12 protein-coding genes are annotated in these 15,779 nt (G+C 64.4%); 6 read left to right on the top strand and 6 right to left on the bottom strand.

The genetic code is table 11. The features are described 5' to 3' along the window. Position 1: 1 nt before the first annotated feature. The 4 genes from ACMZ6R_RS08135 to upp all read right to left on the bottom strand — a co-directional run bounded on the left by ACMZ6R_RS08135 (position 2) and on the right by upp (position 6,231). Positions 2-1,972, bottom strand: coding sequence for a hypothetical protein (locus ACMZ6R_RS08135; RefSeq protein ID WP_416110423.1), 1,971 nt, complete (start codon positions 1,970-1,972; stop codon positions 2-4). After that, positions 1,969-3,651 (bottom strand): glycosyltransferase, encoded by a 1,683-nt coding sequence (locus tag ACMZ6R_RS08130; protein ID WP_416110422.1) that lies wholly within the window; start codon positions 3,649-3,651, stop codon positions 1,969-1,971. The genes ACMZ6R_RS08135 and ACMZ6R_RS08130 overlap by 4 nt, the downstream gene beginning before the upstream one ends. A 654-nt stretch (positions 3,652-4,305) precedes the next feature. Beyond that, on the bottom strand, positions 4,306-5,577 hold the full coding sequence (locus ACMZ6R_RS08125; RefSeq protein WP_416110421.1) for a uracil-xanthine permease family protein: 1,272 nt from the start codon (positions 5,575-5,577) through the stop codon (positions 4,306-4,308). 27 nt (positions 5,578-5,604) lie between these two features. Continuing rightward, complete coding sequence (gene upp, locus ACMZ6R_RS08120; RefSeq protein ID WP_416110420.1) at positions 5,605-6,231, bottom strand: uracil phosphoribosyltransferase; 627 nt, start codon at positions 6,229-6,231, stop codon at positions 5,605-5,607. 781 nt (positions 6,232-7,012) lie between these two features. On the opposite strand from upp, the gene ACMZ6R_RS08115 reads away from it, so the two are divergent. Continuing rightward, complete coding sequence (locus tag ACMZ6R_RS08115; protein ID WP_416110419.1) at positions 7,013-7,273, top strand: hypothetical protein; 261 nt, start codon at positions 7,013-7,015, stop codon at positions 7,271-7,273. 88 nt (positions 7,274-7,361) lie between these two features. Here the strand turns inward: ACMZ6R_RS08115 and ACMZ6R_RS08110 are convergent, their stop codons facing one another. After that, entirely contained in the window at positions 7,362-8,648 is a 1,287-nt protein-coding gene (locus ACMZ6R_RS08110) for an Nramp family divalent metal transporter (protein WP_416110418.1), read from the bottom strand. A gap of 141 nt (positions 8,649-8,789) precedes the next feature. Between ACMZ6R_RS08110 and ACMZ6R_RS08105 the strand changes: the two genes are divergently transcribed. The 5 genes from ACMZ6R_RS08105 to ACMZ6R_RS08085 all read left to right on the top strand — a co-directional run bounded on the left by ACMZ6R_RS08105 (position 8,790) and on the right by ACMZ6R_RS08085 (position 14,391). Beyond that, positions 8,790-9,260 carry a MarR family winged helix-turn-helix transcriptional regulator gene (locus ACMZ6R_RS08105; protein ID WP_416110417.1) on the top strand — a complete coding sequence of 157 codons (471 nt, stop codon included), beginning with the start codon at positions 8,790-8,792 and terminating at the stop codon, positions 9,258-9,260. After that, positions 9,257-10,465, top strand: coding sequence for an HlyD family secretion protein (locus ACMZ6R_RS08100; protein WP_416110416.1), 1,209 nt, complete (start codon positions 9,257-9,259; stop codon positions 10,463-10,465). The genes ACMZ6R_RS08105 and ACMZ6R_RS08100 overlap by 4 nt, the downstream gene beginning before the upstream one ends. Positions 10,466-10,516: 51 nt before the next feature. Continuing rightward, positions 10,517-12,073: a DHA2 family efflux MFS transporter permease subunit gene (locus ACMZ6R_RS08095; RefSeq protein ID WP_416110415.1), complete on the top strand. Its 1,557-nt coding sequence runs from the start codon at positions 10,517-10,519 to the stop codon at positions 12,071-12,073. A gap of 195 nt (positions 12,074-12,268) precedes the next feature. Beyond that, entirely contained in the window at positions 12,269-12,784 is a 516-nt protein-coding gene (locus ACMZ6R_RS08090) for a hypothetical protein (RefSeq protein WP_416110414.1), read from the top strand. Positions 12,785-13,155: 371 nt separating this feature from the next. Further along, the gene (locus ACMZ6R_RS08085) at positions 13,156-14,391 is read left to right on the top strand and encodes an iron-containing alcohol dehydrogenase (protein WP_416110413.1); all 1,236 of its coding nucleotides are present in this window, start codon (positions 13,156-13,158) and stop codon (positions 14,389-14,391) included. An 80-nt stretch (positions 14,392-14,471) separates the two neighbouring features. Here ACMZ6R_RS08085 and ACMZ6R_RS08080 read toward each other — a convergent pair whose 3' ends face one another. Next, positions 14,472-15,779, bottom strand: a complete 1,308-nt coding sequence (locus ACMZ6R_RS08080; RefSeq protein ID WP_416110412.1) for a hypothetical protein — start codon at positions 15,777-15,779, stop codon at positions 14,472-14,474.

Here is a 15,779-nt window from a genome sequence, read left to right as displayed (position 1 = left end):
CTTATCCCTTCACATCGTAATAGACGGCCCCTTTCGGATCCGGACCGGGGGTTCGAAAAAGCATCCGCGATTTGTCGAAGCGGTTGGCGAGCCGGGTCATGTTTTCGGCGTCGGAAAGCGGCGGCATGTCGAAGAGCAGCCAGTCCGGCCGCGGCAGATTCTCGGCGGCAAGCAGACGCTCCCTGGCCGGAGGCGTCACGCGCAGGGCCACGGCAAAACCCTTTTCGCGCAGCCGCTTTTCCAGGCGGAAAAGCACGGCGTCATCCGGAAAATCCTCCAGGGACAACACGAACCCGCCCAGCAGTTTGGCGATGATCAACGAGGCCGGGGCCGAGGCCACGGAGGTGGCGATGGCTTCGACTTTGGCCGGATCGGCTTCGTGCAGGTCCAGAAACGGGATCACGCCGCTTGCGGCCACGGTCACCAGGGCGGCGGCATTGGCCACCGGATCGGCGGTCAGGGTCGTCGCCGGCAGCACCATGGCGGTCAGGGTGCGCACGTTGTCCAGGGACGCGTCGGCCAGGGACGGGGCCGCAAGCCAGCGCGGCGGGAAGGTGGTCAGGCGCAGGTCGCTGAAGGCCGCCTTGTACTCGCCCTTTTCGCCGAGCGCGCCCAGGGCGAAGCTGCCCCGCTCGGTGCCGGCGGTCAGGGGGATGGGGTAGGGGCTTATGTCCGTGCCGCCGACGCGCATGAGCAGGCGGTTGTTTTTCACGCAGCAGTCGAGGTCCACCGGGCCGGTCTGGTCCACGGGCAGGACGTAGTTGACGAGGGTGTTTAAGGCATGGTCGTTTTTTTCGCGCACGATGACCTGGTCGGCGGTCACCTGGATGCGGACGTAGGAGCCGCTGTTGCGGTAGCGCAGGTAGATGAGCGCCGCGCCGCCCCGGGCGGGCGCGACCTTGACCCGGCACAGGAAGTTCTCGAACCCTTCGGTGCCGCGAAGCAGGGCGAAGCCGTCCTTGCCGGCCGGGCTGGCCAGCGTCAACCCCTGGCCGTTCGCCGTAATGGCACCGGCGCCGACCTGCCACAGGCCGCGCAGGACCGAGTTGGAAAAATCCAGGAAGCTGCTTTTGGGCAGGCGCGATTCGATCTCGAGCAACAGGCGGTCGGGGCTCCAGGTCGGGTCGACCTGCAACCGGGTCAGCCGGCGGGGATCGGCCTGCCGGGAATTGTACGATTCGCCCATCCGGGTGAAGGCGACCGGAAAGTACCGGGCGAGGCCCGCATCATTGGGCTTGGCGATGGCCGGCGGCAGGCTCACGCCGAGCGTGTTGGCCGGCATGAAGAGGTAGCCGAGGGGCGGCTTGCCCGTTTCGTCGAGGATGGCGGCGTAGGCCTGCTTGTAATCGGCGGCCACCCGGGCGTCGAAGGCTTCCGGCGTCTCCACGGGCCTGCCGTCCCGGGCGTCGAGGCGGGCGGTCAGGTAGTAGGCGTACCCGCCCTTGGGCGTTTCGTTGATGAGCTTCGAATGGAACCCCATGGAGCCCACGTCCCAGAAGGGATTGGCCGCCACCTTGCGCAGCTCGTCCGAGCGCACGAAAAAGCGGTTCCACCCCGTCACCACGTCGCCGTAAAGATAGAGCGAGGCGTTGAATCCCGTATGGACCAGGATGGGCTGGCTGAAAAGGACGCTGTCTTTGCGGCCGCCCTCGAACATCAGGTAGAGGGGCTTGTCGGGCAGCGGCCCGTCGGCGTCGTAGAAGTTTTTTACGTCCTTTGTGGTGATGGTCTGGTAGCCGGCCTTGGCCAGGGCGGAAAGCTGCTCGCGCAGCCGGGTTTTGCTGGTGAGCGTTTCGGACTTCTCGTCGAGGCTCAAGCCTCCGTAGGAGATGGCCATGAAGCCCTCGCGCTGGGTCCATTGGTCGCGGTGGTGCTGCGGCGGCGCGTCCCGCTTGAAGGCCGTCTGGTAGATGAGGACGCCGGCGACGGCCAGGATGGCGTACTGGAAGAGGTAGCGCAGGAATTTTCTCATGACGTCGCCCCCGCGTCATGGGTGTCATGGGAGGAAGGCCGGGTGCCCCAGTTGGATTGCCAGAAGGTGAGCAGGGCCCACAGGATCTGCCACAACAGCACCGTGAGGTAGAAAAAGCAGAACGGCACGCCGTAGAGCCACAGGTTCGAGCGCTTGAGGAAGAGGTACGAGGTGCACATGAGCATGCTCATGAAAAAAACGCCCGCGATGTAGGTGATGGGCCACACGCCGTAGGCGGCGGGCACGAAGATGAAGGCCCGCAGCACCACGAACGGGGCCAGCACCGGCAACAGCAGGCCCAGGTAGAAGGAGATGGCCATGAAAGGCTCCCTTCGCCACATGAACAGGCTGGCCTTGAGGCTCTCGCGCAGCCAGGAGCGTTTCCAGCGCATCTGCTGGGTGTAAAACGTGTGGTAGGTGGAGGGCACGATGGTGTGGGTCACGGCCGAGTGCTGGTAGACGGCGTAATGGCTGGTAAGCACGAAGTTGGTGAGGCTGCGGTCGTCGCCGAAGGTGGCCGGCTGGCCCAGGTAGGTCTGGTGCTCCCAGGCGTCGAGGTAGCGCATGAGCACGTCGCGGCGGTAGCAGGCCAGGGGGCCGGACAGGCAGGTGACGGTGTCGAAGATGCTCTCGGCGGCCTTGAAGATGCGAAAGCCCACGAAGTAGCGCACGGCCTGCATCTTGGTCAGCAGGTTGGTCCACTTGTTTTCCACTTCGCAGCGGCCGGTGGAGGCCCCGATTTTGGGGTCTTTGAGGGGCTGGACCACGTTTAAGATGGACAGGGGCTGCAGGAAGCTGTCGGAGTCGACGAAGACCACCATGTCGCCGGTGGCCATGCGCGCGCCGGCGGCCATGGCGTGGCGCTTGCCCCGGTTTTTGGGAAAGGCGTGGATGGTGAAGCGTTCGCCGACCTCGTCGTAGATCTTGGCCTGGACCTCTTGCAGCACGGCCAGGGTGCCATCCGAACTGCCGTCGTCGACCACGATCAACTGCAAACGGTCCTCGGGATACTGCTGGTTGAGGCAGCCGCGCACGGTCTTTTCGATCCACTCCTCCTCGTTGAAGCAGGGAATGACGATGGTGACCGAGGGGGTGAACTGCGGGTCCACGGGATAGGGCCGGTACAGGGCGGCGAAGAAAAACCGCGAGAGCAGGTAGAAAAGCGCGCACAGGCCGTAGAGAAATATCGGCACGTCGAACCAGAAGTAGAAGATGCTTTCCTTTTTGATGAACCACACCCCGGTAAGGGTGAGCATGATGCCGAGCAGCGAGGCGGCTTCGAAGTAGCGCCAGCGGCGGCGGCGCAGGTATTCGGTGATGTTTTTTTCGAAGGCGAAGGCCGCGCCTCCCATGGAAGCGTCGAGACGGACCACCCGGGCCGGCAGCCTGACGAAGGACTCGTAGCCTTCGGGCATGGTCCCGGCGGCCAGAAAAAAGCGCAGCACCACCTTGTCGCCCACGCGCAGCTTGCGGTCGGGCTCGATGAGCATGCCGCTTTCGGACAGGTTGATGATGCGGCCCGAGCAATAGCGGTACTTGCCGTTGCCGGAGTAGACGTCGACCTTTCCCTCGGAGAAATAGCGGGCGTCGGCGTTTCGCCGGGAAGCACTTTTGGAGGGGATGTCCGGCAAAAAGCGTCTGTCCGGTTTTTCTCGAGGAAACACTTCCACTTGCGACATTTGCTCTCTCCCAGGGGCGGACGCGGGTCCGCTGGCCGTGCATGACGGGATGCACCCGGTCTGGCGTTTCACTTTTTAAAATTTGCATTCGCGGGGTCTGCCGCCGCGATGGTTGCCGCCTCCGGCCATCGTTTTCCGGACACCCCTTTCCCGCAATTCCAGGCAGGGGAGAATCACTTTATATCCAAGGGCGTTGTTTGCGACGCCAAGACCTTGGTCATCCCTTTTTCTGGTTTCCCCAAAGGGCGTTTGCCGTCTGTGCGCGGGCCGTGGGAAGCGGCTTGCCCTTACGGAAATGCAATACCGGGACCAGCCGCGATCCTTGGGCGGCGGGCATTCCCGGGGGATATGGAAAGGCTGGGGAAAGGCTGCAATCGCCGTCAGGGTGCCGTGGCGGCCGGACGGCTTGCGGAAAAAGAGAGGGGTGCCAACGGGTAGTCGTGACCGGGCGGGGGGCCCGTCCGTCCGGTCACGGCTTGGGGAGGGAGTGTATAAGTCCGTTAATCGGCGTGTTTGTTATTCATGAACATGTCGGCCAGCCAGGAAAGGGCCAAACAGCAGGCAACCACGGTCGATGCAAGGATGATTTTATCGATGAACATAATGGCAACCTCCGATTGCCCTTATGCCTTGCATTCGCCGTGCCATGCGGGGTCAGGCGCTGTCGCGGTCGGGAGCCTTCCGGCGTCTGGGATGGGGCAGCAGGAAATTGAGCAGCACGCCGGCGACGCCGGCCAGGCCGATCCCTTCCAGGTGCATGCCGCCAAGCGAAAACGTCATCTTGCCCATACCGAGGACGATAATGAGCGCCACGATGACCATGTTGCGGGGCTCCATCAGATCGGCGCCCTCGCGCACCAGGGAATTGAGGCCGACCACCATGATGGTGCCGAACAAAAGCAACATGATGCCGCCCATGACCGGGGTGGGGATGGTCTGGAGCAGGGCGCCGAGCTTGCCGACGAAGGCCAGACAGATGGCGGTCAGGGCGGCCCAGGTCATGAGCGCCGGGTTGTAGATCTTGGTCAGGGCCACGGCCCCGGTGACCTCGGCGTAGGTGGTCAGCGGCGGCCCGCCGAGAAACCCGGCCAACGCGGTGGCCACGCCGTCGCCCATGAGCGAACGGTGCACGCCCGGGTTCTCCAGGTAGTTGCGGTCCGTCACCTGGCCGATGGCCAGGATGCCGCCGAAGTGTTCGATGATGGGGGCGATGGCCACGGGCACCACGATGACCATGGCGTCGAGGCTGAAGGTGGGGCCGACGAAGTGCGGCACGGCGAACCAGGGGGCGTTTATGACCGGGGTGAAGTCCACGATGCCGAGGATGAGGCTTAAAAGGTAGCCGGCGGCGATGCCGCACAGGATTGGCACCAGCCGTATCATGCCCCGGCCGTAGATGGCCACGAGCACGGTGACGGCCAGGGAGAAGAAGGACACGGTCATGGCGGTCGGTTCGGGGAAGAGCGCCGCCGCGCCGTCGCCGGTCTTGCCCATGGCCATGTAGACGCCGACCGGGGCCAGGATCAGCCCGATGACCATGATGACCGGGCCGGTGACGATGGTCGGCAAAAGGCGCGACAGGATGCCCACGCCGCGCAGGCGGATGAGCACGGCCACCACGGCGTAGACCGCGCCCACGGCGGCGAGTGCCCCCATGGTCGCCGGCACGCCGTAGGTTTTGACGCAAAACATGATGGGCGCGATAAAGGCGAAGGAAGAGCCCAGGAAGATGGGAATGCGGCCCTTGGTCAGGAGCTGGTAGATGAGCGTGCCCACACCGGCGCAGAAAAGGGCCACGTTGGGGTTGAGCCCGGTCAGAAGCGGCACCAGCACCAGGGCGCCAAAGGCCACGAACAGCATCTGCGCGCCCACGGGGATGTCCCGCGCTCGCAAATTGTAATCACTACCCGGCCGAATCGGGGCCATTACCTTCTCCTTTTGGCCGTGGGGCCGCTATTTGGTGCCGAAAATCTTGTCCCCGGCATCGCCGAGGCCGGGCAGGATGTAGCCGTGCTCGTTTAAGCGCTCGTCGATGGCGGCGGTGTAGACGGCCACGTCCGGGTGTTCGCGTTCGAGCCTGGCCAGGCCTTCCGGGGCGCAGACCAGAAACAGCCCCAGGATGCTGCGGCAGCCGGCTTCCTTGAGCAGGTTGATGGTGGCGATGAGCGTGCCGCCGGTGGCCAGCATGGGGTCGAGGATCATGGCCCGGCGCTTGTGGATCTTCTTGGCCAGTTTGACGTAGTAGCGCACGGGTTCCAGGGTGTCCTCGTTGCGGTACATGCCGACCACGCTGACCTTGGCCCCGGGGATCATGTCGAGCACGCCGTCCATCATGCCGACTCCGGCCCGCAGCACGGGCACCACGGTGATTTTCTTGCCGGCGATGCGGTCCACCTCGACCGGGCCGGCCCAGCCGTTGATGGTGACTTTTTCCGTGGGCAGGGACTTGGTGGCTTCGTAGGTGAGAAGCCGGGCGATTTCTCCGGCCAGCTCGCGGAAGTCCTTGGTGCTGATGCCGTTTTCACGCAACAGGCCAAGTTTGTGGCGCACCAGGGGATGATCGACGATGGTGACGGGCATGGCGCACTCCTCGGTTGGGGGTGGATGGCGGCGGGGGAATTCCGCCGTAATTTGACAGCGTCTTATAAAAAAGCGGGCCGCACCGCCATGCAAACGACACGAACGGTGTCTTGCGGCGGGTGGGACCATGGCTTTGCGGCAACATCCCGGGCGGCAGCGCGTTCGCCAAACCCCGTGCGCAACGTTTCACGAAGGACAATGGGGTTGAAGGCCCTTTCGCAAGCGCGGCCCGCATCGTTTACGGATTTTTGGGCGAAGGGCAAGGCCTGACCGCTCCCCGGGTGCCCGATTTCGGCTGCGGCGACGGTCTTATCCCCTGGTGGGCCGGCGCGATTCTGGCGCGGTGTTGGGCCGGGGGGGGCGTCCGGCTGCCGCGTCCGCTGCCGGGAAACTCCCACTTTTTTTCCGCTGTCCTTTCCGTTGCGGTAAGGTCCCCCTGCATCCCGTCATGTTGCCACAGTATTCCGGGTGGAAACAAAAAAGATGTGCTGGATTTACCGCATGGATGGCACGGATTGCATTTATTGCCGTATGTCATCTGTGACGTTTCAGGTTATTCCAGGCTATTGTTTTGAAAAAACATAAGGGTTGTTCGAATTTGTCGAGGGATTTTATCTGCAACAGTCAATGCTTCCCCATGTTGTTTGCCTACCATATGTCTTCCTGGCGCTATCTTCCCCGGGCGTGCCGCATGGTGTTCTTCGGACACAGCCGCCTTGCTTGCACTCCCCCACGGGGCGTTATAGTTAGGCGAAAAATGATCCGTTCGAGGAGGGTACCCATGAAAAAGATCATCGTTTTGGTTGCCGCGCTCACCCTGGCCCTGTCCGCCGCTCCGGCTTTCGCCAAAAAGGGCAAGGCCCACAAAAAGGCCGCTCCCCAGTCCTGGGAATGCAACGTCGGCGGTCAGACCATGATGACGGCTTCGGTTGGCGAGTGCATGAAGCTCGGCGGCATGGTCACCAACTACCCCGGCCCGGACAAGGCCGCCCCGGTCAAGGCCAAGAAGGCCCACAAGAAGGCCAAGAAAGCCAAAAAGTAAGCGCGGCTGCTTTTGTGTGAGGGGAAAGCGCCGCCGGCCGGATGCATCAGACGCGTCCGGCCGGCGGCGTTTTGCGTTGGCGGGCCGTTTAGCCCAAGGTGTCGATGAGCAGCATGATGTTGAGGGCGATCACCACCGCCGCCACCAGGATCAGGACGGCGTTGGTGAAGGGCCGGTTGGCGTATTCGCCCATGACCGAACGCCGCGAGGTCAGGCCGATTTGCAGCAGGATGGTGATGGGCAGCTGGATGGACAGGGCGATCTGGGACCAGATGAGCCCCTTTAACGGGTCGCCCACGAACAGGATGGCCACGGCCGCGCCGACCAGGGTGATGACCACGCCCAGGCGCGAGTGGCTGTCGCGGATGTCGTAGGGCTCGCCGAAGATGCCGGCGAAGATGCTGCCCCCGGCCATGCCGGCCGTCACCGACGAGGCCACGCCGGCCAGCAGCAGGCTTATGGCGAAGATGAGGCCGGCCGATGGGCCCAGAAGCGGCGTGAGCAGGGACTGGGCCTGCTCCAGTTCGCCGACCGAGGTGCCATGGGTGAAAAACACGGCCGCCGCGAGCAGGATCATGGCGCTGTTGATGCAAAAACCGACCAGCATGGAAAAAAGGGTGTCCAGGTACTCGTATTTGAGCTGGCGCTTGATCATCTCCGGCTTGTCCAGGTTCCACTGCCGGCTCTGGATGACTTCCGAGTGCAAAAAAAGGTTGTGGGGCATGACCACCGCGCCGAGCACGCTCATGACGATGGGCAGCGACCCGGCCGGCAGGCTCGGCACCACCCAGCCCGTAACCGCCGCGCCCCAGTCGAGGTGCACCAGCGACAGTTCGAAAATAAACGACAGCCCGATCAGCGACACGAAGCCGATGATGTAGCGCTCGAGCCGGCGGTAGGACTTGGAAAAAAGCATCCACAGCACGACGACGAGGGTCAGCAGCGTGCCGAGGGCCAGCGGCAGGCCGAAGAGCATGCGCAAGGCGATGGCCCCGCCCAAAAGCTCGGCCAGGGCCGTGGAGACGGCGGCGGCCACGGCCGTGCCCAGGGCCGAGACCGCGACCGGGCGCGGCATGTGCTTGACCGCCGCCTCGGACAGGCAAAGGCCGGTTGCGATGCCGAGGTGCGCGGCGTTGTGCTGGAGCACGATCAGCATGATGGTGGACAGCGTCACCATCCACAAAAGCGAGTAGCCGAAGTCCGAGCCGGCGGCCACGTTGGAGGCCCAGTTCCCCGGGTCGATGAAGCCGACCGTGACGAGAAGCCCCGGCCCCACGTATTTGAAGATCTCAAGGGCCGTGAGCCTCGGGCGTACCCGGTCGCGAAAACGGGCCATGTCGCCGATGGCCCGGATGAGTTGCCTGAACGGATGCATCGTTACGTCTCCCCATGGTGGTAAAATCCACGGCAAACTCTGACAGAAGCGGCAGGCCGGGGCAAGAAAGGCCGGGAGTTTTTCTTGACGGCAATAGTTGTCATAGATATTGTCCGCGCGACAACTATATGGACAGTCGCCATGGATGACACCTTCTTCTTCGATATGGACAACGCCGTGGGCTATGCCATCGGCCATGCCGCCGCCAGGCTCAAGATAGGGCTCAAACGGCGGTTTCTGGCTTCCGGCTTCGACGTGACCCCGGAACAGTGGGTGGTGCTTTATCGCCTGCTCGAGTCCCAGGGCCTGACCCAGTGCGGTCTGGGCGAGCGCACGGTCAAGGACAAGACCACCATCACCCGCATTCTGGACCGGCTGGAGGCGAAAAAGCTGCTCGTGCGCCGCCGTGACAGCCGGGATCGCCGCAGCCAGCGCATTTTCCTGACCCCGGCCGGCGAGACGCTCGTGCAAAGCCTCGTGCCGCTGGTGCGCGGCTTCGCCGCCGAGGTCTTCGCCGAGGTGACCGCCGCCGAGGAGCGCAGCCTCAAATCCGCTCTCGGCAGCATCGAGGCGCGCCTGGACGCCATCCTCGACGCAAAGGACAAACCATGAAGTTTTCTTTCCGCCCCAAGCACAAACCCGATGGGACGCCGGGCAAGCGCAAGCGCATCCTGATCGCGGCCGTGGCCGTGGTCGTCATCGGCAGCTTCGGCTACTACCTGTACGTGCGGGGGCTGGTGTCCACGGACGATGCGTTTATCGACGGCAAGGTCCATCCCATCACGCCGCGTGTGGCCGGCTACGTCGAGACGGTGCCGGTGGAGGACAACCAGCTGGTGGCCCCCGGCGACGTGCTGGTCACCCTCGATCCCACCGACTACAAGGTCGCCCTGGCCCAGGCCAGGGCGGATCTGGCCGCGGCCGAGGCTTCGCTTGCCGCCCTCGATCTCGGCGTGCCGTTGCAGCGTTCCCAGACCTCCTCCAAGGTGGCCTCGGCCCAGGCCGATCTGGAAGGGCAGCAGCGCAGCCTCGACCAGGCCGTCAAGGAACGCGACGCGGCCGAGGAGGCCGTGGCCCAGATCCAGGCCCAGGTGGACCAGGACAAGCTGGACTACACCCGTATCAGCCGGTTGCGCCACCAGGACGTGGTGTCCCAGTCCGACCTGGACGCCATCGAGAACAAGCGCCGGGGCCACGAGGCCGAACTGCGGGCGCTTCGGGCCAAGGCCGCGGCGGCCGGGCGGGGCGTGGAATCGATCCAGGCCAGCATCAAGCGGCTGCGCTCCCAGATCGTCCTGGCCAAAACCGGCGAGGAGCAGGCCGTCATCCAGACCAAGGAGGCGGCGGCCCAGCGGGCCAAGGTGGATCTGGCCAGGGAGAAGGTCCGGCAGGCCGAGCTCAATCTCAAGTACACCAGGATAGTGGCCCCGGTGGCCGGCCACGTGACCAAGAAGCAGATCGAATCCGGGCGGCTGGTGGCGGCCGGACAGGCGCTGATGACCGTCGTGCCCCTGGACCCGGAAGAGCTGTGGGTCACGGCCAACTACAAGGAAACCCAGCTCAAGCGCGTGCATCCTGGCCAGAAGGCGACCCTTGAGGTCGACACCTACCCCGGGCGCGAGATCACGGGCCATGTACAGTCCATCATGGCCGGCACCGGCGCGGTCTTTTCGCTTTTCCCCTCGGAAAACGCCACGGGCAATTACGTGAAGGTGGTGCAGCGCATTCCCGTCAAGATCGTCTTCGACAAGGAAAACGGAGCCCTGCCCAAGCTGCGCCTGGGCATGAGCGTCGTGCCCACCATCCATACCGACTAGTGTCGCGGTCCGTATTTCCTCAACTGTTTTTCAAGGACACGGCACGAGGCCATGGCAGAGCGCGCCCCCAGCAAATGGCTCATCACCCTCGCGGTGATGGTGCCGACCCTGATCGAGATTCTCGACACCTCCATCGCCAACGTGGCCTTGCAGCATATCCAGGGGAGTCTTTCGGCCGGCCAGGACGAGGTGACCTGGGTGCTCACGTCCTACCTCGTCTCCAACGCCATCGTCATCCCCATAAGCGGCTACCTTTCCAAGGTCTTCGGCCGGCGCAACTATCTGTTGCTCTCGGTCGTGGTCTTCACTGTCGCCTCCATGATGTGCGGGCTGGCCACGAGCCTCGGCATGCTCATTTTCTTCCGCATCGTCCAGGGTATCGGCGGCGGCGGGCTCCAGCCCATGTCCCAGGCCATCCTGCTCGAGGCCTATCCGCCCAAGGAACGGGGGCTGGCCATGGCCATTTTCGCCATGGGCGCGGTGCTCGGCCCGATCCTCGGCCCGCTTCTCGGCGGCTACATCACGGACAACTATTCCTGGCGCTGGATTTTCAACATCAACGTGCCCGTCGGCATGCTGGCCATGGTGCTCATCTGGCTCTACATCAAGGACCCGGACTACCTGGAGCGGCGGAAAAGCGGCGACACCGTGGATTATATCGGCCTGGCCCTTTTGAGCCTGGGCCTTGGCAGCCTGCAGGTGGTGCTCGACAAGGGGCAGCAGGACGACTGGTTCAACAACGACTTCATCCTGACGCTTTCGGTGGTCGCCACGCTGTGTCTGACGTCCTTCGTGGTCTGGGAACTGATGCGCAAGGAGCCTATCGTCGACCTCAAGGTGTTTCGGGACCGGAGCTTCGCCACGGGTAACGTGGTCATGTTCTTCGGCTATTTCGCCTTTTTCGGGGCCATCGTGCTGTTGCCGCTCTACCTGCAGAACCTCATGGGCTACACGGCCTTTCTGTCGGGCGTGGTGCTCGGCCCGGGCGGGCTGATCATGCTCGTCGTCCTGCCGGTGGTCGGCAAGCTCACCCAGCGCATCGACGCCCGTTTCATCCTGTTCGTCGGGCTGCTCGTCAGCGCCTATTCCCTCTTCACCATGGCCGGATTTTCCCTGGACATCGACCTCGGCACCGCCATCACCGCCCGCAACATCCAGGCCGTGGGCATCGCCTTTTTCTTCGTGCCGCTTTCCTACCTGACCATGGCCTTCATTCCCAAAAAAGGCATGAACAACGCCTCGGCCGTGTTCAATCTGCTGCGCAACCTGGGCGGTTCCTTCGGCGTGGCTTTCGTCACCACGCTGCTCGCCCGCCGGGCCCAGTTCCACCAGGCCCGGCTGATCGAGAACATGACGCCCTACAACCTGACCTACCAGTCGACCTTCGCGCAGATCAAAGACTACCTGGCTGCCAAGGCGCTGGGGCTCTACGACGCCTCGCAGATGGCCGGGGCGGCCCTTTACAAGCTCATGCTCCAGCAGGCCAACGCCATGGCCTTTTGCGACGTTTTCCACGCCCAGGCCATGATGTTCATGGGGCTGGCCGTGCTGATGTGGATCATGAAAAAGCCGCCCATGGGCGCCAAGCTGGACGAGGGCACACACTGAGGCCGAATCGACGACATTTCGGCAATACGCCGGTTCTTCAAGGCCGCCTTCGGGCGGCCTTTCTTGTGCCCGGGCGGAAATGGGACCCATGGCCGCGTCTGGGGCGGGTAAGGCCTGGCACGATCCTGGCTAGTAGGGTAACAGGACAGCATGGAGCACCGCGCGCCGTCGGCGCGCACCTTTTGCAACCAAGCCGTGCCAACAACAAGGAGCGCTCTCATGAACGCCATCCGCCTTGTCGCCCTGGTCGTTTTGTTCATCGGCCTGATGTTGATCGAATCCGGAAACGGCCATGCCTTCCGGCGCAAGAGTTCGGCGACCGGTCCCCGCGGTCGCACCGTGACCAACGAGGCCACCACCGTGCGTACTCCCGGCGGCTATGGTCGCAGCGCCACCACCACCGGCCCCGGCGGCCAGACCTCCACCCGCAACTCCACCGGCCAGTGGAACCCGGCCACCCGGACCTGGAGCACGGGCAGCACGACCACCGGTCCCGGTGGCCAGAGTGTCAACCGCAATGCCACCACCACCCGCACCCCGGGTGGCTATACCCATAGCGGCACCGCCACCGGCCCCGGCGGCGCCAGCGTCAACCGCACGTCGCAAGGGCAGTGGGACCCGGTCACCAAGACCTGGACCAACACCACCACCTCGACCGGACCGCAGGGGCAAAGCGGCACCGTGACCCGTTCCACCACCGTGGCGCCGTAGGGATTTCCGCCGGCGGACGCGGTCCGGCCCGGGCCGGACCGCACCGTCGGCCGTGCGCCGAAAGGACGCCGCGGCTTCGTCGCAACAGGCGAAGCTGTGGCGTTTTTTGTGGAATAGGTTTCCTTGTGGGGAAAATGAGTCATTAATTCCCAGGTGCGGCAGGGGGGTGTTTCCTCCTTACCCATGGGCGCGAACCCCCGGCTGGCGGCTGTTGGCGCGCGCGCAAGAGGGGCTGGCGGGGTCCTGGCCGGGCGTTCCGGGAAGGGTTGTCTTGGCCTGCTGCGATACGTTTTGGATAACATAGCGCAATAATGGGTGAATCGTGATGGCACGGGAATTGATGCAAAGAAATCCGGCCTGCCGCGCCAGGCATGGCCGGACCCGAACCGGCGAGGCGGATCATGGGCGGCTGGGAAGGAAAAATCGATATCCACAAAGTTTTTGTGCTGCGGCCGACGGCGCCGAGGATCACCTGCGGTGTCGGGGCGCTTGCGGGCCTGGACGGCATTTTGGCCGACATGGCCGCCTCGGGTCGGGACAAGGTGCTCGTGGTCACGGACGCCACGGCCTACACGGCCAGCGGGGCCTGGAAGACGATCCAACCCATGCTCGAGCGCCATGTGGCCTTCGAGCATTTCGAAGGGGTGCGGCTCAACCCCACCTTCGCCAGCTGCGAGGCGGCGGCGCGGCGCGGCCGGGACATGCAGGCCAAGGCCGTGCTGGCCATCGGCGGCGGCAGCGTCATCGACACGGCCAAGGTCGTGGCCGTGCTGCTGCGCCATCCCATCCGGGGCGCGGCGGATTTCTGGGAGAAGGGCGTGCCGGTCACAGCCGCCGCTCCCATCGTCGCGATCAATACCGCCCATGGCGGCGGTTCGGAATGCACCGCCCTGGCCATGGCCCCAACCGACGGCGAGCACCGGCCGGCTTTGCGCTCGCCCCTGCTCTATCCCGCCTACGCCATCGAGGACCCGGCGCTGACGATTTCGCTGCCGGCCAGGCATACCGTCTCGTCGACCATCGACGCCATGACCCACGCCCTTGAGGCGGCCACGGCCATCGGGGCCTCGCCCTATTCCGTGGCTCTGGCCCGGGAAGCGGTGCGGCTCATTGCCGCCTGCCTGCCCACGGCCATTGCCCAGCCCGGCAACCTGGCCGCCCGCTACTGGCTCATGTACGCCTCGGCCATCGCCGGCATGGGCTTCGACGGCGGCATGCCGCATCTGCCCCATGCCCTGGAACATGCCATGGCCGCGCTTTGCGCCGACATCCCCCACGGCGAGGGCCTGGGCATGCTGCTGCCGGCGGTGCTGCGCGCCCTGTATCCCGCCGCGCCGGAAATCCTGGCCGATATCCTGGCCCCCATCGCCCCGGAACTGACCGGCGTGCCCGGTGAGGCCCGCCTGGCCGTGGACAGACTCAAGGAATTCTTCGTGGCCGTGGGTCAGCCTACGGGCATCGGGGCCTATTTCACCGGAGCCGACGTGCCGGCGCTTTCCCGGCTGGTGCTCAAGTCGTCGCTGGCGCGCATGCTGCTGCCCTATTCCCCGATCCGGGCCGACGCCGACCTGGTGGCCCGCCTGTTCCACCAGGCGCTCGAATCGTAGCCGTCTCCCGCTGTCGCTTCGGGCGGTGTGCCCTCGAAACGCTCCCCTGCATTCGGGGGGAAGGGCTTGCGGCCGGGCGTCTACCTGGGGATGTTGGCCAATCCCACCCAGATGAAGGAATAAAACGAGAGGAGGAGCATGCCCACGGCCAACGGCAGGCTCACGGGCAGGGTGCGGTCGGCGGCCTTGGCGAAGCGGGCCAGCATCATGCCGGCCATGGCCCCGATGGGGAAGAGGTAGCGCCCCTGGGCCTGGAAATCCGCGACCCACGAGTGCCAGGTGGACTGGAAGATGGTCAGGCCGGCGAAGACCAGAAAGGTCATCACGGCCGCGATGCCGCCCGGGCCGCCGCGCATGATGAGCGCCAACGCCAGGGCCCCCATAAGCGCCCACAGCAGATAGGCGATGTAGCGGTAGAAGATGAAGGGCGCGTAAATCTTCATGTAGTCGTACACGCCAAACGACGTGCGAAAGGACCAGATGTGCCAGGTCCAGATGGTGAAAAGCTGGGGATAGGTCAGGCCCTGGTCGCGCATGCGCAGGCCCCAGAACTGGGTGCCCGCCTCCTGGGACGAGGGTTTGTAGTCATCCCGGGCGTATTTTTCGGCGTTTTGCGTGGGCACCTCGGGCCGCACCGTGCGGTTGACGTAGACGTTGTAGCCCCAGCGCGCCCCGAAAAGCGCTCCGGCCAGGAGGAACACCACGGCGGCGTTTTTGGCCGCGGCGCGGAAGTTGCCGGCGGCCCGGCCGCACACGCCGAAATAGGCCAGCAGAAAAGCGGCGAAGACGTAATAGTTCTGCTTGGAGATGCACACCATGCCGAGCAACGCCCCCAGCCCCAAAAGCCGCCGGAAGTCGCGATCATGCACGTCGAGTGTCAGGGGAGAGACCGGCGGGTCGAACCCGGCCGCTAAGAAAACCATGCAGAACGTCAGGAAAAAAGGAAAGGCGTCACCATTGAAATAGCTGAAAAGATACCATATTTGTGGCGTTATGAAAAGCGGCACAAAGGCAATCTTGCGCTTGTCCGGGAGCCGTAAAAAAAGCGCCATCAGGATGGCGAAAAGGAAGATGTTGAAAAAGCGCAGGGCCAGATAGTCCTTCCCCACCAGGGGCAGGACGAGATGAGCGAATTTGCCGGCGAAAAAATACACGACATCGAGCTGCTGGAGGTAGGTGACGCCGTAGTTGCTGAAGGAGTGGGCCAGGCGCGGGTCGTCCAGGGCCGGAAAATCCCAGTACTGGATGAAATAGCGCCCGGCGTTGATGTGGTCCAGCTCGTCGGGGTGGGCGTTCAGGCGGCTCTGGACCGCCATGGTGCACATGCAGGCCAGGATGGCGGCGCACACCAGGGCGAACAAACCGTTCTTGAGAGCTGATCTGCCCAT

Source organism: Solidesulfovibrio sp. C21 (genome assembly GCF_047785625.1).
Lineage (GTDB): Bacteria > Desulfobacterota > Desulfovibrionia > Desulfovibrionales > Desulfovibrionaceae > Solidesulfovibrio.
This window is presented reverse-complemented; position numbering and strand designations above follow the sequence as displayed.

Excerpts from the sequence above, each read along its gene's own strand:
- ACMZ6R_RS08110 (WP_416110418.1), bottom strand. The coding sequence starts at position 8,648 with ATGCATCCGTTCAGGCAACTCATCCGGGCCATCGGCGACATGGCCCGT.
- ACMZ6R_RS08105 (WP_416110417.1), top strand. The coding sequence starts at position 8,790 with ATGGATGACACCTTCTTCTTCGATATGGACAACGCCGTGGGCTATGCC.
- ACMZ6R_RS08130 (WP_416110422.1), bottom strand. The coding sequence starts at position 3,651 with ATGTCGCAAGTGGAAGTGTTTCCTCGAGAAAAACCGGACAGACGCTTT.
- ACMZ6R_RS08115 (WP_416110419.1), top strand. The coding sequence starts at position 7,013 with ATGAAAAAGATCATCGTTTTGGTTGCCGCGCTCACCCTGGCCCTGTCC.
- ACMZ6R_RS08085 (WP_416110413.1), top strand. The coding sequence starts at position 13,156 with ATGGCCGGACCCGAACCGGCGAGGCGGATCATGGGCGGCTGGGAAGGA.
- upp (WP_416110420.1), bottom strand. The coding sequence starts at position 6,231 with ATGCCCGTCACCATCGTCGATCATCCCCTGGTGCGCCACAAACTTGGC.
- ACMZ6R_RS08095 (WP_416110415.1), top strand. The coding sequence starts at position 10,517 with ATGGCAGAGCGCGCCCCCAGCAAATGGCTCATCACCCTCGCGGTGATG.
- ACMZ6R_RS08125 (WP_416110421.1), bottom strand. The coding sequence starts at position 5,577 with ATGGCCCCGATTCGGCCGGGTAGTGATTACAATTTGCGAGCGCGGGAC.
- ACMZ6R_RS08080 (WP_416110412.1), bottom strand. The coding sequence starts at position 15,779 with ATGGGCAGATCAGCTCTCAAGAACGGTTTGTTCGCCCTGGTGTGCGCC.
- ACMZ6R_RS08135 (WP_416110423.1), bottom strand. The coding sequence starts at position 1,972 with ATGAGAAAATTCCTGCGCTACCTCTTCCAGTACGCCATCCTGGCCGTC.
- ACMZ6R_RS08100 (WP_416110416.1), top strand. The coding sequence starts at position 9,257 with ATGAAGTTTTCTTTCCGCCCCAAGCACAAACCCGATGGGACGCCGGGC.